Source organism: Citrobacter sp. S-77, from assembly GCF_963864895.1.
Classification (GTDB): Bacteria; Pseudomonadota; Gammaproteobacteria; order Enterobacterales; family Enterobacteriaceae; genus Citrobacter; species Citrobacter murliniae.
The window spans coordinates 4,797,582-4,816,504 of sequence record NZ_CAWLWU010000002.1 but is presented as its reverse complement, the minus strand read 5'-3'; the positions used below and the strand labels follow the sequence as shown (position 1 = coordinate 4,816,504).

The 18,923-nt window shown below is 50.4% G+C and carries 18 protein-coding genes; 6 read left to right on the top strand and 12 right to left on the bottom strand.

The annotated features are described in order from the left end of the window. Positions 1–31 precede the first annotated feature (31 nt). The 6 genes from AACS05_RS23530 to AACS05_RS23505 all read right to left on the bottom strand — a co-directional run bounded on the left by AACS05_RS23530 (position 32) and on the right by AACS05_RS23505 (position 7,118). Positions 32–1,444: a helix-turn-helix domain-containing protein gene (locus AACS05_RS23530; protein ID WP_045448980.1), complete on the bottom strand. Its 1,413-nt coding sequence runs from the start codon at positions 1,442–1,444 to the stop codon at positions 32–34. Between the two features lie 301 nt (positions 1,445–1,745). Beyond that, entirely contained in the window at positions 1,746–2,312 is a 567-nt protein-coding gene (locus tag AACS05_RS23525) for an NADPH-dependent FMN reductase (RefSeq protein WP_045448979.1), read from the bottom strand. A 30-nt stretch (positions 2,313–2,342) separates the two neighbouring features. Continuing rightward, positions 2,343–3,092 carry a 4'-phosphopantetheinyl transferase family protein gene (locus AACS05_RS23520; protein ID WP_045448977.1) on the bottom strand — a complete coding sequence of 250 codons (750 nt, stop codon included), beginning with the start codon at positions 3,090–3,092 and terminating at the stop codon, positions 2,343–2,345. A gap of 167 nt (positions 3,093–3,259) precedes the next feature. Beyond that, on the bottom strand, positions 3,260–4,219 hold the full coding sequence (yidZ, locus tag AACS05_RS23515; RefSeq protein WP_045448976.1) for an HTH-type transcriptional regulator YidZ: 960 nt from the start codon (positions 4,217–4,219) through the stop codon (positions 3,260–3,262). Further along, entirely contained in the window at positions 4,188–5,369 is a 1,182-nt protein-coding gene (locus AACS05_RS23510) for an MFS transporter (RefSeq protein ID WP_045448974.1), read from the bottom strand. Before AACS05_RS23510 ends, yidZ begins: the two co-directional genes overlap by 32 nt. Positions 5,370–5,480: 111 nt before the next feature. Further along, a complete protein-coding gene (locus AACS05_RS23505) occupies positions 5,481–7,118 on the bottom strand; it encodes a hypothetical protein (protein ID WP_045448972.1) in 1,638 nt (545 codons plus the stop codon). Positions 7,119–7,466: 348 nt separating this feature from the next. Between AACS05_RS23505 and AACS05_RS23500 the strand changes: the two genes are divergently transcribed. Beyond that, positions 7,467–7,790, top strand: coding sequence for a hypothetical protein (locus tag AACS05_RS23500; RefSeq protein ID WP_052369298.1), 324 nt, complete (start codon positions 7,467–7,469; stop codon positions 7,788–7,790). 23 nt (positions 7,791–7,813) lie between these two features. Then, on the top strand, positions 7,814–8,080 hold the full coding sequence (locus AACS05_RS23495; protein ID WP_045448970.1) for a hypothetical protein: 267 nt from the start codon (positions 7,814–7,816) through the stop codon (positions 8,078–8,080). 110 nt (positions 8,081–8,190) lie between these two features. Here the strand turns inward: AACS05_RS23495 and mnmE are convergent, their stop codons facing one another. The 6 genes from mnmE to AACS05_RS25040 all read right to left on the bottom strand — a co-directional run bounded on the left by mnmE (position 8,191) and on the right by AACS05_RS25040 (position 12,324). Further along, a complete protein-coding gene (mnmE, locus tag AACS05_RS23490; protein ID WP_045448968.1) occupies positions 8,191–9,555 on the bottom strand; it encodes a tRNA uridine-5-carboxymethylaminomethyl(34) synthesis GTPase MnmE in 1,365 nt (454 codons plus the stop codon). A gap of 72 nt (positions 9,556–9,627) precedes the next feature. Beyond that, complete coding sequence (yidC, locus tag AACS05_RS23485) at positions 9,628–11,274, bottom strand: membrane protein insertase YidC (protein WP_045448966.1); 1,647 nt, start codon at positions 11,272–11,274, stop codon at positions 9,628–9,630. Between the two features lie 2 nt (positions 11,275–11,276). Further along, entirely contained in the window at positions 11,277–11,534 is a 258-nt protein-coding gene (gene yidD, locus AACS05_RS23480) for a membrane protein insertion efficiency factor YidD (RefSeq protein ID WP_003023846.1), read from the bottom strand. After that, positions 11,498–11,857, bottom strand: a complete 360-nt coding sequence (rnpA, locus tag AACS05_RS23475; RefSeq protein WP_045448963.1) for a ribonuclease P protein component — start codon at positions 11,855–11,857, stop codon at positions 11,498–11,500. Before rnpA ends, yidD begins: the two co-directional genes overlap by 37 nt. Before the next feature lie 17 nt (positions 11,858–11,874). Continuing rightward, positions 11,875–12,015, bottom strand: a complete 141-nt coding sequence (gene rpmH / locus AACS05_RS23470) for a 50S ribosomal protein L34 (protein ID WP_003023858.1) — start codon at positions 12,013–12,015, stop codon at positions 11,875–11,877. A gap of 228 nt (positions 12,016–12,243) precedes the next feature. Beyond that, complete coding sequence (locus tag AACS05_RS25040) at positions 12,244–12,324, bottom strand: hypothetical protein (protein WP_442854990.1); 81 nt, start codon at positions 12,322–12,324, stop codon at positions 12,244–12,246. Positions 12,325–12,621: 297 nt separating this feature from the next. Between AACS05_RS25040 and dnaA the strand changes: the two genes are divergently transcribed. The 4 genes from dnaA (at position 12,622) to gyrB (ending at position 18,792) form a co-directional block, all read left to right on the top strand. Then, entirely contained in the window at positions 12,622–14,025 is a 1,404-nt protein-coding gene (gene dnaA / locus AACS05_RS23465; RefSeq protein WP_045448960.1) for a chromosomal replication initiator protein DnaA, read from the top strand. Between the two features lie 4 nt (positions 14,026–14,029). Next, a complete protein-coding gene (gene dnaN / locus AACS05_RS23460; RefSeq protein ID WP_045448958.1) occupies positions 14,030–15,130 on the top strand; it encodes a DNA polymerase III subunit beta in 1,101 nt (366 codons plus the stop codon). A gap of 145 nt (positions 15,131–15,275) precedes the next feature. Next, entirely contained in the window at positions 15,276–16,349 is a 1,074-nt protein-coding gene (recF, locus tag AACS05_RS23455) for a DNA replication/repair protein RecF (RefSeq protein ID WP_045448956.1), read from the top strand. A gap of 28 nt (positions 16,350–16,377) precedes the next feature. Continuing rightward, entirely contained in the window at positions 16,378–18,792 is a 2,415-nt protein-coding gene (gene gyrB, locus AACS05_RS23450) for a DNA topoisomerase (ATP-hydrolyzing) subunit B (protein ID WP_045448955.1), read from the top strand. The last annotated feature ends 131 nt before the right edge of the window (positions 18,793–18,923 follow it).

Below are 18,923 nucleotides of genomic sequence, written 5' to 3'. Positions count from 1 at the left end.
CCCTTTCCCTCATAATGAAAGGGGAGTGCTACTATTTATCTTTCACTGCAATACCGAGTTTCTTTATTTTGCTGTACAGGGTATTGCTATTCACACCAAGCAGTTCCGCTGCCCCACCTTTCCCTGAAATTTTCCCCCGCGTCTGGCGCAGCGCCAGTTGAATATGTTGACGCATCGCTTCATCAAGTGGCGCAATGGCATTGGTATTCATCTCGCCAGGCAGCATGATGTTGAGCTCATTGAGAGTGCCGCGAAAAAAGGCGTTTTCTAACAAACCAATTAATTCAGTAATATTGCCTGGCCAGTTGTACTCCCAAAGCAGGCGAAGAGAGTCTTCGCCTAAAACAGGTAAGGAGGCCTGTTTATGCTGTTTCGACAGGTATCTCAGATAGTGTATCAACAGAAGCGGAATATCGTTATGTCGATAACGGAGCGGAGGTAGCGTAATAACCTGACAGAGAATGTTGGCGTACCGTTGGCTTGTTATATTATGCTGATGAATGCTGTGATTTTCACTGTTACTGGGTATTTGAGTAGCTGAAAATGGTAGGGTCTGAATGGCTATAACCTGTATCTGGCAATATTCTCGGTAGTTTGAATGCAACCCCAGCAGAAAATTTTGCCAGCGCTCGGGTAATAACCTTATTTCATTTATCTGCAAAGACCCCTGATGCAATTCCAGAAATAAAGCAATGTTCGGTGGCAGAGCAAAATCGATAACCACCGTTTTGTCCACTTTTCCATTTTTTATGATTATCAATTGCCGGACGGAGGCATCAAGTATTCCATAATAATGAATGCCGTTAGAATTGCGCTGTCGTAAAGCAGCTACAAAGGTTTTTTTTCCGACGCCCTCTTCACCCAACATCAGAATGGGTTGTTTACTATTTGCCAGTTCATCTAACGAATTATAAAGCTGGTACAGTGGGATATTGGACGGGCTGACAACGAATTGCTCATCTTCTTCTGATGCAGGAAGTCCTGGTATAAGAGGGGGGATATTTTTCAGTAAGAGGTTATGCCGTGACAGGGCAATGAAGGCAAGCAAGGAGAGCTCTCCTCGTACTGATTCAAACAACGCCGTATGCTGCGGTGTAAAGGCATTTGTATGGTAACTAAACACCCCCATTGCACCCAAACGCACGCCGTCCAGATGCATGCGCATCAGTATAAGGGATTTGATATTACGAAAGCAGGTATTTACAACATATTGAGTCAGCGGGCACTGACTCAGATTATCAATAAGTTGAGTGGAGAAATTATCCGAATAATCGAATTGTCGGGCAATGTTTTCAGGAATAGGGATGACATCCCGTTTCAGTCGTGCCGTTTTATGTGTCGCCAGTGCTAAAAACTGAATACAGCGGATGTCACTACGATAGTAGTTAAAAAAAATACCATCACATTCTATAGAATCTGGTATCGCCTGCAGGCAGGCATACATGGATTTCTCCAGCTGTGTACTGCTACATACTGCTGTCCGCAAATGTGACAAAGTCCTGTCCATGGCATATCCATTGTTCACGAGTGACAAGATGTCGGGAAAAAAAGAGTAGATATATTTATAAATAATATTATTACAACCGTAACAGTTGGTATAACTATGCCATAAATTGCCAGGAGAGAAAACAGAGGAGGGGATAATTCTGGAGCAGAGTCATAAATAACAGGAAATAAGATAATCCAGAAAGATTAGGCTCTTTCTGGATTATTTACAATCATCTGCGAATATTATGCGAACTCTTTTATGCTTTAACTCTCTGAATATATTCGCTAAAAGCAGTCAGCTGGCCGGTGAGATGATCCAACGTACTTTGATCAACCACTTCTCCGGTTTGTGGATCAACTTTGTTCTGAATGACGCCACCCATAAATTCCGGCTTGTTCATAACCATGGCGTCGAGAAATACCAGAATCTGGCGCAGATGGTACTGACAGCGAGCACCGCCGATGCCGCCCATTGAACTGGTCTGAATCAGAACCGGTTTCCCCGCCAGAGGTTGATCGGGCAGGCGAGACAGCCAGTCGATGGCATTTTTCAGTCCGCCCGGAACAGAATAGTTATATTCCGGCGTAACAATAACCACGCCATCGGCTTTCCTGATTTGTTCTGCCAGTGCTTCTACGCTTGCTGGAAAACCCTCTTCTTGCTGCAGATCGGCGTCATACAGAGGAAAATCACCGATAGAGGGTAATGCGTTGATTTCCATCCCCGCAGGAGCAATTTTTGGCAGCGTACGGGCAACCATTCCATTAAATGAACCTTTGCGCAGGCTCCCCAGTAACGTAACAACATTCAATGTTTCAGACATGGTTACTCCTGTTTCATCATGAAGGTTAAATCAGTTAAGCGTATAGCTCTTTGCTGCGGATAATTGTGAAAACCGGATCAGGCGACCCGTCGGCTCATTAGCGCGAGTCTGGATATCAGGCAAACATTTCCAATCCTGTTTACCATCAAACTCCCAAACCTTGAGTTTTTCAATGGCTGGCGTGACCGCGACTGACCATACCAATACATCTTCCGCATCGCAGATGGCTTCGATCTGCGCAGCATGGGCACATTTCAGACGCCCGGCACCGGGTAATAGCTGGAGCTCACGCGGGTCGTCATTGCACACATCACCGGTGAGTTTGAGTACGCTCTGGCGCAGAGTAATAAGTTGTGCGCGTGCTTCATTCGGATCGCTTTGGTTGTTGATCCACAGGTTTTCGTTACTGGAGAAATGGTAGGTTTCGGTTGAATGTGGATTATTAAACCCTCTGTTCGTCCGCTGAAGCTCCATATCCAGACCACATGCACCTTCTGTTGTCAGTGCGACACCAACCATATTTCCGGCATAAGAAATTGAAAAGCCAGGCAGATTTTTATCGCGAAAGACGGGCTTACCTTTGGCTTCAATAACAATGTCGGGCAGTGTGCTTGTGCCGTAAAGCATAAACATCAGTTCGGCGAGCAGGCTTCTGGAGGCCAGAAAGCGTGTCCGGCGGTGAGTCGGTAAATTACTTGCTTCGATGTGGCATGGAGAAGGGAGACGAACTGAAACCAGGTGTCCCTCCGTAAGAATCCCTCTGGCAAAATGTGTCGCCATTTTTCGCTCCGTGATTAATGGTCCGTGATTATTACCAGAGTAACATTTACACGGCTTATAGGCAGGCTTTGCTGCCCAAAAAGTAGACGGAAACGAAATACATTACGCGACATTTACATTTCTGTAGCCAGCGTGGTTAATTTTGCAACAACATCGGAGGCGGATCGTCAGGTCATATCGCGATAAAGAGCCTTGATCGTCTCTTTTAACCAGACGATCTTAGGGTTGTGGCTGTTGCGTTTATGCCAAAGGAGGGTGAACGGTACGCGCATCTTCTCAAGCTGCGCAGCATCAAAAGGCATCGGACGCGCCACAAGCGGCAGCTGGTGAAGTTGGTTATAGCGCTTACAGTAGACTGGGGCCGTAGCTATCAACGCGTGATCCGGTTGCGCGGCCATAAACAGTGACTGCTCAAAACCAGGCAGACACAATGCGATATTTCGTTCGCGTCCCATCTCCTGGAGCACATCGTCCAGCGCCCAGGTATCGCTCTGCTCCCAGCTAATGCTGATATGGGGATAGCGCAGAAAAGTTTCCAGATTCCACTCTTCCCGCAATGCCGGATGATCCTCGCGCAACCAGACGCACGGGAGATCGGAAAACAACACCTCATAATCGATCGACAAAGGAAGCAGGCTGAGTAGTTCGCGCGATCGCGGGTGGCTTTCGCGGCCGGTAAAACCGATATCTACCTCGCCACGAATAATCGCGTCCAGCGAATCGTAGTCCCAGTTGCGCACTTTGATCGTCGCCTGTGGATAACGCTGATAGATCTGCTGTGAGAGCGTGTTGAACATGATCATCACCAGCGGTGTTTCGGCCACCAGATCAAACTTCAATCCGCGCGGCGATTCGTGGTTTGGCTTATCAAGCAGTTGGTTACTCATCTGCATCCACTCCGCCAGGTTTTGCTCCATGCTGACCATCAGCGGCGTTGGCGTCAGCCCCAGTGGGGTGTTTACAAACAACGGATCGTCAAACCAGGCTCTCAGTTTCGACAACGATTTACTGACCGCCGAGGGCGTGACGCTCATCCGCTTAGCGGTTTTGGTAACGCTGCGCTCCTGCATCAGGAGCTGCAGACAGAGCAGTAAATTAAGATCGAGACTGCTGAGGGATTTCTTCATGAGTTGGCGCGGACCGGTCTGGAGCAACAGTGATAATCAGCATGATACTTACTATGCTACAACCAATCAGAATCCCGATCAGCATATTCAGCGCATCGAGGCCGAGGATAGCGGCCAGCCAAATCCACACTGATGAACCACAAACCTGGGCAATGCCTAATGTCGAGCTGGCCACGCCTGCACGCAGCGAGAATGGCCCCAGCGCCTGGCTCATGGCGACACCGAAGCCCACCGAGAATCCCGCACAGATTAAAGTCAGCCCAAACAGAGTGAGCGCATGCGTATTGGCGAGCGTTAACACGATGCCTGCAGCGAGAAAGAGCCCTTGCGAGGTTAGCATCAGAGTTCGAGGTTTAAACAGGCTCAGGGCGAACGGTGTGGAGAACGATACTGCCATACTGATACCCGCAGTCATTGCCATCGTGGTGGCGTATTCACCACGGTCGAAGCCCATTACTTCCATCAGTAGCACCGGAGAAGTATTCACAAAGGTCAGGATCACAGATACGCTGAGGGTGGTAATAGCCAGTCGGCTGAGGAAAAAGCGGTTCACTAGCGACTCTGCGATTTGGTTGGTTTCCGCAGATGTTGAATGCGTTGCCGGGCGCGATTCCCGCAGGATAAACACTGAGAGCAGACAAACGACTACGCCCATGCCCATCATCGTATAGAACAGGCTCTGCCAGGGGTATTTGAGCATGATCAGGTGCCCCATCACCGGAGCCAGAACTGGCACGATACAGGTGATACCGTTCAACAATGACAGCACCTTCGCCCGACGGCGATCGTCCAGCGTATCGCGCAGTATCGCAAACGCCACTACATAGCAGCAGCCCGCACCAACGCCCTGAATGAAACGCCCTACCAGGAATGGCGTGCCACTTTCGGCAAAGGAGCACAGGGCAGAGGCGAAAATGAATATCAGGGCACCGACTATAGCCACTGGTTTTCGCCCTGACTGGTCCGCTACCTTACCCGCGAATAACATTGCTGTCGCCATCCCGGCAAGATAAACGGAGAATGCGATGTGCAGTTGCGCCTCGCTGGCATTCAGATCGGCGGCAATTCGCGGTAATCCCACCAGATACATATCAATTCCGGCCGGATAGAGTAAAACAAGGGCAAAGCTGCAGATTAGAAAGCGTGTCATAGCGACCTCATGAGGAATGTGGCGCTAAGAATACGGGGAGAGAGTCAGTAGTGCGAGTTGCCATTTGGACAACAGTGATTTCCTGATAGGAAAACACCGTTGTCGATTCAATTACAATTCACTCTTCTCGGTATTATTGGCGTAATCGCATTTTGCCCAAAGGGGTTTAATGGCATGCGTCGCACCGTTGAAGGGAAATTCTGCGTTTTTATTTTGTTGAGCGTGCAATAGCATATCGATCTCCGCATTGATGATAGCTTTCGCTTTGGAGTGATATCGCTGTAGTGAAACCTGGCTTAATTTATCGGGTAATTTCAGAAAGCTGTAACTTTTGACTTTATCGTAAACACCGTCTTTGACCTTCATTTTGCTGCCGGAGGGGACGCCAATTTTGAGATCATAGCTCTTTAGTCCTGCAATCCGCTCGGCAACGGTGATTTTTTCCGTTCGCTTGATATTTTTGCTGATCAGCAGCACTGTATTTCGTTGATGCCAGGCCTCAAACATTTGCACATTACCCACGTTTTCTTCATACGAACGTCTATTTGATTTAGGAAACAGAAAACTATTGGAGTTGTGGATTTTTTGTTCATTCTCAGCGAGGGAGGCCACGCTATCTTTTTTCTGTAATTCTTGCTCTGCAGCTGGGCGATAGATATGCAGCAGCCGATCGGCAAGCGTGAGCACCGCATCATAAAGGGTGTGTGTTTGAATGAGTTCCAATAGGTTATTGCGATCTATGGTTATTTGGCAAAATTCGCTATCCCAACTGATAGATTCGTGTTCTTTTTTTTCTTCGTTTTTTTGGGTTCTATCAGGTGAGATTGTTGTAAATTTCCAGCGATAGGGCGTTGATTGAGGTGTCTTCAGATAACGCAGGATGTCAAAAAGCCAGTGGTGAATATCAGTAGCATAAACGCCGATATAAACGTTCAGGATACGCTGAGCATCGTGCTCTGACCCTTGAGTGATCACGCTGTCAATTAGTTGTTCGCAACCTTGTTTTTCAAGATCTTCCTTGATGGCTTTAAAATCATGACTTTCACGTATTCCTCTGATGGCGAATCCGCTGAAGGTATCCGCGAATGGTGTCAGCCATTGGGGGAGTGCACTGTGTTTTTGCCGATAATCCGCGATGAGATGGAACACTGTCTCGGATAAAATATCTAATCTATTGATAGAAAAATACTTATCTAATTTTTCTAATAGCAGGTCGCCATGTGAATGTGCTATTGAAAGATCCTGATGGCAGTAGCCTTTCCGTTTTTCTACGGGAATAGCTGGGCAACCTGTTTGACTGCTAGTTAAAATGGCAAACAGATCGTCGCGAATAAATTCCTCATGAAGGGACATCAGATGTTGGTAGCGCCCTCGGCGTTGTTCAGGCGGATGATTCATCTCCCCCCAAGTTTTCAGGCTTACGTTACCTTTATCGAACCCTTCATACAGTGTTCTCATAAACGCGAGAGTGTTCAGAAGAGGATCCTCTTTTTCTTCTTCAGCACCCACGGCATAGTTATCTGATTTATAAATCTCACTGATTTTAGCGCTTTGATCTTGCAGCGCAGTGATGACGCGATGTTGTTCTTCAAACCAATGGCGGCATTCGGGAAGCGTATAAAGGTGGCGAGCTTTAAAAATAAGAAGGAGTATTTGCTCGCTTATCGCATCGTATATATCCGGGAACGGGTGGCGTTCGCCAGAGAGAAAAGTGCGGAAAACCTGTTTTTGATGATCGGAAAGGGCCATTGATTCTCCATTTTTTGTGATTTTTATCACAAAATCAACCTGCGAAATTTTATAAATGTCATGCCGGGAAATGAAAGAACCCGGTAAGCTCAATCATGATATTTTCCGGAACTGATTGAAAAGTCTTCTATGTCTTTTGTATGCATCAAAATATCAAATAAAATCCACTTCAAAAAATATTAATTGAAGATTAAATATCAAGTAGATTTTAGTCATGATTTATTTTCATAATATTTTATTTTTTTTATCAATTTATGTATTTTTTTTAATATTTTGATTTATTTAATGTGTTGAATATCATTGATTTCAACGAGGCATGTGCCTGTTACGTTGATAAAGGTGATAAGTATGTTTAGCGATCTCTTTGATTATATTAGTGAAAATCCTTTCAAATCTCTTGCTGTCGTAGCGGCAACTCTCGCGACAGGCGGGGCGGCGGCGGCCATGGCCCCGGCTATTGGCGCAGCGGTCAGTGCTGCGGGATTGGGCGTGGCCGGGGGGACCTTAAGCGGTGCCGCAGCCTCTTCAGCGGGGCTCGCTGCGTTGGGAGGAGGGAGCTTGGCTTCTGGTGGACTAGGTATGGCTGGAGGGAAGGCTGTTGTAACAACTGTGGGGGCTGTGATTGGCGGCAGTACATCCGGCAGTATTGCCAAATCTTCATCAACTTATTAACACATTATTTGGAGGCATTAATTATGGGTATTGTTGCGGCAGGTTTACGTGAGTGGAACTATCAAAAAATCAACCGATTAACTCACGCTGGCTTTAGCGACGGCACTATCGCCAGTGCAATTAATGATGACTTGAATGAGCGCAATGTTGAATTGCCGTCACCGTTAACTGCAGTAGATGTTGAGTCATACAAAAAATTATCGTTTCTGGCAGGTGAGCGCTCGTTAATTTCTGAGCATAAAATTCGTGCTCTCACTGACGAGTGTGAACCCGACGCCATGGAATGCTGATAATTTGGATCGGCGGAGAACCCGGTAAGCATGGGTTCTCCACCTTCTTGCGCCTAGCTTTCAATTTCTCGACAAAAGCACTCTCTCAAATTAAAAGCCAAAATTAGCGCTTACTTGCCAATACAGAAACTGGAGAAAATCCTGCCCAGCAGATCGTCGGAAGTAAACTCTCCGGTTATCTCACTGAGGTTTTGTTGCGCCAGTCGCAGTTCTTCCGCCAGCAACTCTCCAGCCCACGCACCCAGCAACTGAGCTTTCCCTTGCTGGAGATGCTCTGCCGCTTCAGCCAGGGCTTGCAGATGACGACGACGCGCCAGGAAGCCGCCTTCCATATTTGTTTCAAAACCCATGCTCTGCTTGAGATGGTTGCGCAGTACGTCCACGCCTTCGCCGGTACGCGCAGAGAGGCGAACCAGTGAGTGGCCATTTACTTCGCTAAGACCCAGTGTTTCGCCAGTGATATCCGCTTTGTTACGCACGACCGTAATCGGTAGCTTCGCAGGCAGACGTGCAATAAAGTCAGGCCATATTTCTGCTGGATCTACTGCGTTCGTGGTGGTGCCATCAACCATAAACAGCACGCGGTCGGCTTGTTCTATCTCCTGCCAGGCGCGTTCGATACCAATACGCTCAACTTCATCGTTTGCGTCGCGCAGACCGGCGGTATCGATGATATGCAGCGGCATACCGTCGATATGAATGTGCTCGCGCAGTACGTCGCGGGTGGTTCCGGCAATATCGGTCACGATCGCTGCTTCACGCCCCGCCAGTGCGTTCAACAGGCTTGATTTGCCTGCGTTAGGACGTCCGGCAATGACTACTTTCATCCCTTCACGCAACAGGCTGCCCTGACGCGCTTCGGCACGAACAGCATCAAGATCACTGATGACGCTATTGAGCTGCGCTTCAATTTTGCCGTCGGAAAGAAAGTCTATTTCCTCGTCCGGGAAATCAATCGCTGCTTCCACATAGATGCGCAGGTGAGTGAGTGCTTCCACAAGGTGGTTCACGCGGGAAGAAAATGCACCTTGCAACGAGTTTAGCGCCGAGCGTGCAGCTTGTTCCGAGCTGGCATCAATCAGGTCGGCAATGGCCTCTGCCTGAGCTAAATCGAGCTTATCGTTAAGAAATGCACGCTCAGAGAACTCGCCGGGTCTGGCAATGCGCAGGCCTGGAATCGTCAGAATGCGTTTTAACAGCAGATCGAGAATGACCGGTCCGCCGTGACCCTGAAGCTCTAAAACATCTTCACCAGTAAAGGAGTTCGGTCCGGGAAACCACAGGGCAATCCCCTGATCCAGCGCACTGCCATCTGCGTCTTTAAATGGCAGATAGTCTGCATAACGCGGTTTTGGCAGTTTGCCCAGTACGGTTTCGGCGACTTCGCGCGCTTTAAGGCCGGAGATACGCAGAATACCCACACCACCACGTCCCGGTGGGGTTGCCTGAGCGACGATGGTGTCGTTATGGCTCATGATATGTCTCGCTGAATACAAATAAAAAAGGCGGTCATCTGACCGCCCTTATTTTAGCGTTAACTCACCGAATCAGGAGTTTTTCTTCTCGCGGCTATGCAGGCCACGCTTCTCCAGACCACGGTAAATCAACTGCTGCTGAATAATGGTTACCAGGTTGCTGACGATATAGTACAGCACCAGACCTGACGGGAACCACAGGAAGAACACGGTGAAGATGACCGGCATAAAGGTCATGATCTTCTGCTGCATCGGGTCGGTCACTGTGGTCGGAGACATCTTCTGAATGAAGAACATCGTCACGCCCATCAGGATCGGCAGGATGTAGTACGGGTCCTGTGCAGACAGGTCATGGATCCACAGAGCGAACGGCGCATGACGCAGTTCAATGGATCCCATCAGCATGTAGTACAACGCCAGGAAGATTGGCATCTGGATGATCAGAGGGAAACAGCCACCCAGTGGGTTAACCTTCTCAGCTTTGTACAGTGCCATCATTTCCTGGCTCTGACGCTGTTTGTCATCGCCCAGACGCTCACGCATTGCCTGAATCTTCGGCTGCAGCATACGCATCTTCGCCATGGAGGTGTACTGCGCTTTGGTCAGCGGGTACATGATGCCACGAACGATAAAGGTGATAACGATGATGGAGAAGCCCCAGTTACCCAGGAAGCTGTGGATGAACTTCAGCAGTTTGAACAGAGGTTGGGAGATGAACCACAGCCAGCCGTAATCCACGGTCAGATCCAGGTGCGGAGCAACTGCCGCCATTTTATCCTGAATTTCCGGACCAACCCACAGGGTGCTGGTCATCGCACCAGTCTGGCCAGGCTGTACCAGTACCGGCTGAGATTTATAGCCGATAGCGGCAATGCCGTTACCCAGATTAGCGGTGTAGAAGTTATTGGTGCCGTCGTTACGCGGAACCCATGCCGTTGCAAAATACTGTTGCAGCATTGCTACCCAGCCGTCTTTAGCATTGACGTTCAGGTTTTCGTTTTCAGCAATGGTGTCGAACTTGTATTTTTCATACTTCTCATCAGGCGTGGAGTACGCTGCGCCACGGAAGGTGTGCAGCGCAAAGTTGCTGCTACCAGTGTCACGATGAGATGGCAGATTGATGGATTGCTTCAGCTGACCAAAGGTGGAGACTTCCAGCGGTTTCTCGCTGGCGTTCTGCACGCTGTAGTTAACGTTGACAGCATATTCACCACGCTTGAGGACAAACGTTTTAGTGAATGTGTTGCCCGCTGCGTCAGTATAGGTCATCGGGATCTGCAGTTCGTTCTGACCGTCAGCCAGTACAAAGGCGTCTTTTTCGACGTTGTACAGCGGACGCGGGCCGTTAGCCGGGTTATCCGGGCCATCGCGACCTGTCAGGCCACTTTGCGCCTGATAGATGAACTGTGGCGTGGTTTCCAGTAACTGGAACGGCTCGGTAGAACCGAGTTCTTTCGGGTAAGCTGGCAGCGAGGCCTGTTCCACATCACCACCACGGGTGTTGATGGTCAGATCAAGCACGTCAGTCTTAACCGTAATCAGTTTCCCCTGGCCACTGGCCGGTACGCCCTGGTCGGCGGCGCTACCCGCTGCGGTGGTCGTTGTCTGCGTGGTCTGTTGAGCTTGAGGTTGAGGATTTTTATCCTGCTCCCAGGCTTGCCAGATCATGAAAGACACGAACAGCAAAGCGATGACTAAAAGATTGCGTTGCGAATCCATCGTTAGTGTTCTCTGGTATCAAATGGTCCGGGCGGGACGGGATCGTCACCACCAGGGTGTAAAGGGTGGCATTTTAATACGCGTTTCACCGTCAACCAACTGCCTTTTATCACTCCAAACCTGCGCAATGCCTCAATTCCGTAGCTCGAACAGGTTGGAGTGAAACGGCAATGCGGCCCAAGCAGCGGACTGATAAGGCGTTGATAGACCCGAATGAGGGCTATCAGGACCCGCGAGCCAGGCGACAATGGCGACGCCATAATTTTTCCAACGCTTCCGAGAGAGCACGGTTATCGAGGTCAGCAACCCCTTTTTTAGCCACCACCACGAAATCCATTGCTGGAAGTTCGTGCTGACGAAGACGAAAACTTTCACGCGTCAGACGTTTAATCCGATTGCGTTCATGTGCGCGTCGAACGTTTTTCTTGGCGACTGTAAGACCGATACGGGGATGCCCCAGCGAATTCAGGCGGCCGAGGATGGTGATTTGCGGCGTGCCAGCCCGTTGTGGCTGCTGGAAGACGAATGTGAAATGAGTGGGAGTTAACAAACGTAACTCCCTGGGAAATGCGAGCTTAACCACTCAGGGGCTAGCTTTTATTACTTAGAAACGGTCAGACGAGAACGGCCTTTAGCACGACGACGTGCCAGAACCTGACGACCATTTTTATTAGCCATACGAGCACGGAAGCCGTGAGAACGGTTGCGCTTCAGTACAGACGGTTGAAAAGTGCGTTTCATGGCGATTTCTACCTAAACTTGAATAAATTCACTGACTTTTGCGTATACCCGAACGAATATCGAACGACTTACGCCACAGTGTGGGTGATTAAAGAGGCCGGATTGTAATAATTGTACACTCCGGAGTCAATTCTCTTTCCTTATTTCCCGCTTTTTTCCGCATGGTTTCGCGTAAAAAACAGGCAGCGTTGACGCCGTGAGGCGACCGTTACTCGCTGGGGGTAAGAATTATACGGGCTGGCGGATAAAGCGCAAGGATCGCCCGGGATCTTTATTAGATCGTTTAAGCAAAAAAGCCGCTTTGCTCATTAATTTTTTCAATATGCGCGCGAAAACCTGCAGCACTTCTCCAGGATCGTTTACACTTAGCCGATTCTGGATCATCCTGTGGATAAATCGGGAAGAATCTGTGAGAAACAGAAGATCTCTCGCGCAGTTTAGGCTATGATCCGCGGTCCTGATCGTTTCATTGGATCCTGATCGGGCATATAACCGCAGACAGCGGTTCGTGCGTCACCCTCTTGCAGGGTCTTTTCGACGTGCGCCAACAATCATGAATGTTTCAGCCTTTGTCATTTATCGACTTTTGTTCGAGTGGAGTCCGCCGTGTCACTTTCGCTTTGGCAGCAGTGTCTTGCCCGATTGCAGGATGAGTTACCAGCCACAGAATTCAGTATGTGGATACGCCCGTTGCAGGCGGAACTGAGCGATAACACGCTGGCTTTGTATGCGCCAAACCGTTTTGTGCTCGATTGGGTAAGGGATAAATACCTTAACAACATCAATGGATTACTGAATAGCTTCTGTGGTGCGGATGCCCCGCAGCTGCGTTTTGAAGTCGGTACAAAACCCGTCACGCAAACGCTGAAGACGCCGGTTAATAACGTTGTGGCGCCTGCGTATGTCGCGCAACAAGTACAGCCGCAACGTGCCGCACCGGCGGCGCGCCCGGGCTGGGATAACGTTCCCGCTCCGGCAGAACACACCTATCGCTCTAACGTTAACGTCAAACACACGTTTGATAACTTCGTTGAAGGTAAATCTAACCAACTGGCGCGCGCGGCGGCACGTCAGGTGGCGGACAATCCTGGCGGTGCCTACAATCCTTTATTCCTGTATGGCGGTACTGGCTTGGGTAAAACCCACCTGTTGCATGCCGTCGGTAACGGGATCATGGCACGCAAGCCGAATGCGAAAGTGGTGTATATGCACTCCGAGCGTTTTGTCCAGGACATGGTTAAGGCCCTGCAAAACAATGCGATCGAAGAGTTTAAACGCTACTACCGTTCTGTTGATGCGTTGCTGATTGACGATATTCAATTCTTTGCCAACAAAGAACGATCTCAGGAAGAGTTTTTCCACACCTTCAATGCCCTACTGGAAGGTAATCAGCAGATCATCCTGACATCGGATCGCTATCCGAAAGAGATCAACGGTGTTGAAGATCGTCTGAAATCCCGCTTCGGCTGGGGATTGACTGTCGCGATCGAACCGCCAGAGCTGGAAACGCGAGTGGCGATCCTGATGAAGAAAGCGGACGAAAACGACATTCGTCTGCCGGGCGAGGTGGCGTTCTTTATTGCCAAGCGTCTACGCTCTAACGTGCGTGAACTGGAAGGCGCACTGAACCGAGTGATTGCCAACGCCAACTTTACCGGCCGGGCGATCACTATCGACTTTGTGCGTGAAGCGCTGCGCGATCTGCTGGCATTGCAGGAAAAACTGGTCACCATCGACAATATCCAAAAGACGGTGGCGGAGTACTACAAAATCAAAATTGCGGATCTGCTTTCTAAGCGTCGATCTCGCTCGGTAGCTCGCCCGCGTCAGATGGCGATGGCGCTGGCAAAAGAGCTCACCAACCACAGTCTGCCGGAAATTGGCGACGCGTTTGGTGGGCGTGACCATACTACCGTGCTTCATGCCTGCCGCAAGATTGAGCAGTTGCGTGAAGAAAGCCATGATATTAAAGAAGATTTCTCCAATTTAATCAGAACATTATCTTCGTGACGCTATGAAATTTACCGTTGAACGTGAACATTTATTAAAACCGCTTCAGCAGGTCAGCGGCCCGCTGGGTGGTCGTCCTACACTGCCGATTCTCGGAAATCTGTTGCTACAGGTTGCGGATGGTACGCTTTCTCTGACCGGTACCGATCTTGAAATGGAAATGGTGGCACGCGTTGCGCTGATTCAGCCTCATGAACCAGGTGCGACTACCGTTCCGGCACGTAAATTTTTCGACATTTGTCGTGGGCTGCCGGAAGGGGCTGAAATCGCCGTTCAACTGGAAGGCGACCGCATGCTGGTGCGTTCTGGCCGCAGCCGTTTCTCACTTTCCACGCTACCTGCCGCCGACTTTCCGAATCTGGATGACTGGCAGAGCGAAGTTGAATTCACCCTACCGCAGGCCACAATGAAGCGCCTGATTGAGGCCACGCAGTTTTCAATGGCTCATCAGGACGTGCGCTATTACTTAAACGGCATGCTGTTTGAAACCGAAGGTGAAGAGTTGCGTACCGTGGCGACCGATGGTCACCGTCTGGCAGTCTGCTCTATGCCGGTTGGACAATCTCTGCCCAACCATTCGGTGATTGTGCCGCGTAAAGGTGTTATTGAGCTGATGCGTATGCTTGACGGCGGCGACAACCCGCTGCGAGTGCAAATTGGCAGCAACAACATCCGAGCACACGTCGGTGACTTTATTTTCACTTCCAAGCTGGTTGACGGTCGTTTCCCGGATTATCGCCGCGTGCTACCGAAGAACCCGGACAAACACCTGGAAGCAGGCTGCGATATTCTCAAGCAGGCATTTGCCCGTGCGGCGATCCTCTCTAATGAGAAGTTCCGCGGCGTGCGTCTGTACGTCAGTGAGAATCAGCTCAAAATCACGGCGAACAACCCGGAACAGGAAGAAGCGGAAGAGATCCTCGACGTCACCTACCCAGGGACTGAAATGGAAATCGGCTTCAACGTTAGCTACGTGCTGGATGTACTGAACGCGCTGAAGTGCGAAAACGTCCGTATTATGCTGACCGACTCTGTTTCCAGCGTGCAGATTGAAGATGCCGCATCACAGTCGGCTGCCTATGTTGTTATGCCAATGAGACTGTAGTGGAAAATAGCGGGCTATCTTACTTGCCATTTTCAACCTGGGCTGTGCTCGCCCCTGTCACGTACTTCGTGTACGCTCCAGGGGCTGTGCGCAGGCCGCGTTGAAGCTGGCTGCGCCGATCGCCCTGGCCTGAAGAAACCCTGATATGTCACTAACGCGCCTTCTCATTAAAGATTTCCGCAATATTGAAAGCGCGGATCTTGCTTTATCTCCTGGCTTTAACTTCCTGGTAGGAGCTAACGGCAGCGGCAAAACCAGCGTGCTGGAAGCTATCTATACGCTGGGCCACGGTCGGGCGTTTCGCAGTTTGCAGATTGGTCGTGTCATTCGTCACGAGCAGGAGTCGTTTGTATTACACGGGCGTTTGCAGGGTACGGAGCGTGAAACGTCGATTGGCCTGACAAAAGATAAGCTGGGTGACAGCAAAGTGCGTATTGACGGCACCGACGGTCACAAGGTTGCTGAACTGGCGCACTTGATGCCGATGCAGTTGATCACGCCTGAGGGGTTTACTTTACTCAACGGCGGCCCCAAATACAGGAGAGCATTCCTTGACTGGGGGTGCTTTCACAATGAAGCCGGATTTTTCACCGCCTGGAGCAACCTGAAGCGTCTGCTCAAGCAGCGCAATGCGGCGCTGCGCCAGGTGAGTCGTTATGAGCAACTACGTCCGTGGGATAAAGAACTGATCCCGCTGGCGGAACAAATCAGTACCTGGCGCGCGGAGTACAGCGCCGGTATCGCGCAGGATATGGCGGATACCTGCCAGCAGTTTCTTCCCGAGTTCTCTCTCTCTTTCTCTTTCCAGCGTGGCTGGGAGAAAGAGACTGATTACGCAGAGGTGCTGGAACGCAGTTTTGAACGTGACCGCATGTTGACTTACACCGCGCACGGTCCGCATAAAGCGGATTTCCGTATACGCGCTGACGGTGCGCCGGTGGAAGATACGTTGTCTCGTGGACAGTTAAAGCTGCTGATGTGCGCCTTGCGTCTGGCGCAAGGGGAGTTCCTGACCCGTGAAAGCGGACGGCGCTGCCTGTACCTGATAGATGATTTTGCCTCTGAACTGGATGATGCGCGTCGCGGACTGCTTGCCAGTCGCTTAAAAGCCACGCAATCTCAGGTCTTTGTCAGCGCAATTAGCGCTGAACACGTTCTGGACATGTCGGACAAAAATTCGAAGATGTTCACCGTGGAAAAGGGTAAAATAACGGATTAACCCAAGATAAAATGAGCGAGAAACGTTGATGTCGAATTCTTATGACTCCTCCAGTATCAAAGTCCTGAAAGGACTGGATGCGGTGCGTAAGCGCCCGGGTATGTATATCGGCGACACGGATGACGGCACCGGTCTGCACCACATGGTATTCGAGGTGGTAGATAACGCTATCGACGAAGCGCTCGCGGGTCACTGTAAAGATATCGTCGTGACGATTCACGCTGACAACTCCGTGTCCGTTACCGATGATGGCCGTGGTATCCCAACCGGGATTCACCCTGAAGAGGGCGTTTCGGCGGCAGAAGTTATCATGACCGTTCTGCACGCAGGCGGTAAATTCGATGATAACTCTTATAAAGTGTCCGGCGGTCTGCACGGCGTAGGTGTTTCCGTGGTTAACGCCCTGTCGCAGAAACTGGAGCTGGTGATTCGTCGTGAAGGCAAAGTGCATCAGCAAACTTACGTGCACGGCGTGCCGCAAGCGCCGCTGGCGGTAACCGGTGAGACCGAAGCTACGGGTACCCAGGTACGTTTCTGGCCAAGCCATGAAACCTTCACCAATGTCGTTGAATTTGAATACGATATTCTGGCGAAACGCCTGCGCGAGCTGTCATTCCTGAACTCCGGCGTATCCATCCGCCTGCGTGATAAGCGCGACGGCAAAGAAGACCATTTCCACTACGAAGGCGGCATTAAGGCGTTTGTTGAATACCTCAACAAAAATAAAACGCCGATCCACCCGAATATCTTCTACTTCTCTACTGAAAAAGACGGTATCGGCGTTGAAGTTGCGCTGCAGTGGAATGATGGTTTCCAGGAAAACATCTACTGCTTCACCAACAACATTCCGCAGCGTGATGGCGGTACTCACCTTGCAGGCTTCCGTGCGGCGATGACCCGTACTCTGAACGCCTACATGGACAAAGAAGGCTACAGCAAAAAAGCGAAAGTCAGTGCCACTGGTGACGATGCCCGTGAAGGTTTGATTGCCGTTGTTTCCGTAAAAGTGCCGGATCCGAAATTCTCTTCGCAGACCAAAGACAAGCTGGTCTCCTCCGAGGTTAAATCAGCGGTAGAACAGCAGATGAACGAACTGCTGAGCGAATACCTGCTGGAAAATCCGTCGGACGCGAAAATCGTCGTTGGCAAAATCATCGACGCTGCGCGCGCGCGCGAAGCTGCACGTCGTGCTCGTGAAATGACTCGCCGTAAAGGCGCGCTGGACTTAGCGGGTCTGCCGGGCAAACTGGCAGACTGTCAGGAGCGTGACCCGGCCCACTCTGAACTGTACCTGGTGGAAGGGGACTCCGCGGGCGGCTCTGCGAAGCAGGGGCGTAACCGTAAGAACCAGGCGATTCTGCCGCTGAAAGGTAAAATCCTCAACGTTGAGAAGGCACGCTTCGACAAGATGCTCTCTTCTCAGGAAGTGGCGACGCTGATTACTGCGCTCGGTTGCGGCATCGGTCGCGACGAGTACAACCCGGATAAACTGCGCTACCACAGCATTATCATCATGACCGATGCGGACGTCGACGGCTCGCACATCCGTACGCTGCTGTTGACCTTCTTCTATCGTCAGATGCCGGAAATCGTAGAGCGTGGCCACGTCTACATTGCCCAGCCGCCGCTGTACAAAGTGAAGAAAGGGAAGCAGGAACAGTACATCAAAGATGATGAAGCGATGGATCAATACCAGATCTCTATCGCCCTTGATGGTGCTACGTTGCATACAAATGCCCACGCTCCGGCGTTGGCAGGTGAAGCACTGGAAAAACTGGTCTCTGAGTACAATGCTACGCAGAAAATGATTGGTCGCATGGAGCGTCGCTATCCTCGCTCACTGCTGAAGGAACTGGTGTACCAACCGACGCTGGCTGAAGCCGATCTGGCTGATGAAGCTAAAGTAACGGCCTGGGTTTCTCAGCTGGTTAACGTGCTGAATGAAAATGAAATGCACGGTAGCACCTGGAATAGCATCGTGCGTAAGGACGCTGAACTGAACCTGTTCGAACCGGTGATCCGCGTACGTACTCACGGTGTTGATACCGATTACCCGCTGGAGCATGAGTTTGTGACTGGTGGTGAATACCGTCGTCTTTGCACGTTGGGTGAGAAACTGCGCGGCCTGATCGAAGACGATGCGTTTATCGAACGTGGTGAGCGTCGTCAGCCTGTTGCCAGCTTCGAGCAGGCACTGGATTGGCTGGTGAAAGAGTCCCGTCGTGGTTTGTCTATTCAGCGTTATAAAGGTCTGGGTGAAATGAACCCGGAACAGCTGTGGGAAACCACCATGGATCCGGAAAGCCGCCGCATGCTGCGCGTGACGGTGAAAGACGCGATTGCTGCTGACCAGTTGTTCACTACGTTGATGGGTGACGCCGTTGAACCGCGTCGTGCGTTTATCGAAGAGAACGCCCTGAAAGCGGCAAACATCGATATCTAATCGTTATCCTGGATGAATCTACCCGGTTGTGTTGTGCAACCGGGTATTTTTTTGCCCACAAAAGGGGAATCCTGGTTCCTCTTCCTATCCCTTTTTCGTTGCTGTTTTTTGAGCGGAATCGCGTTAGCATG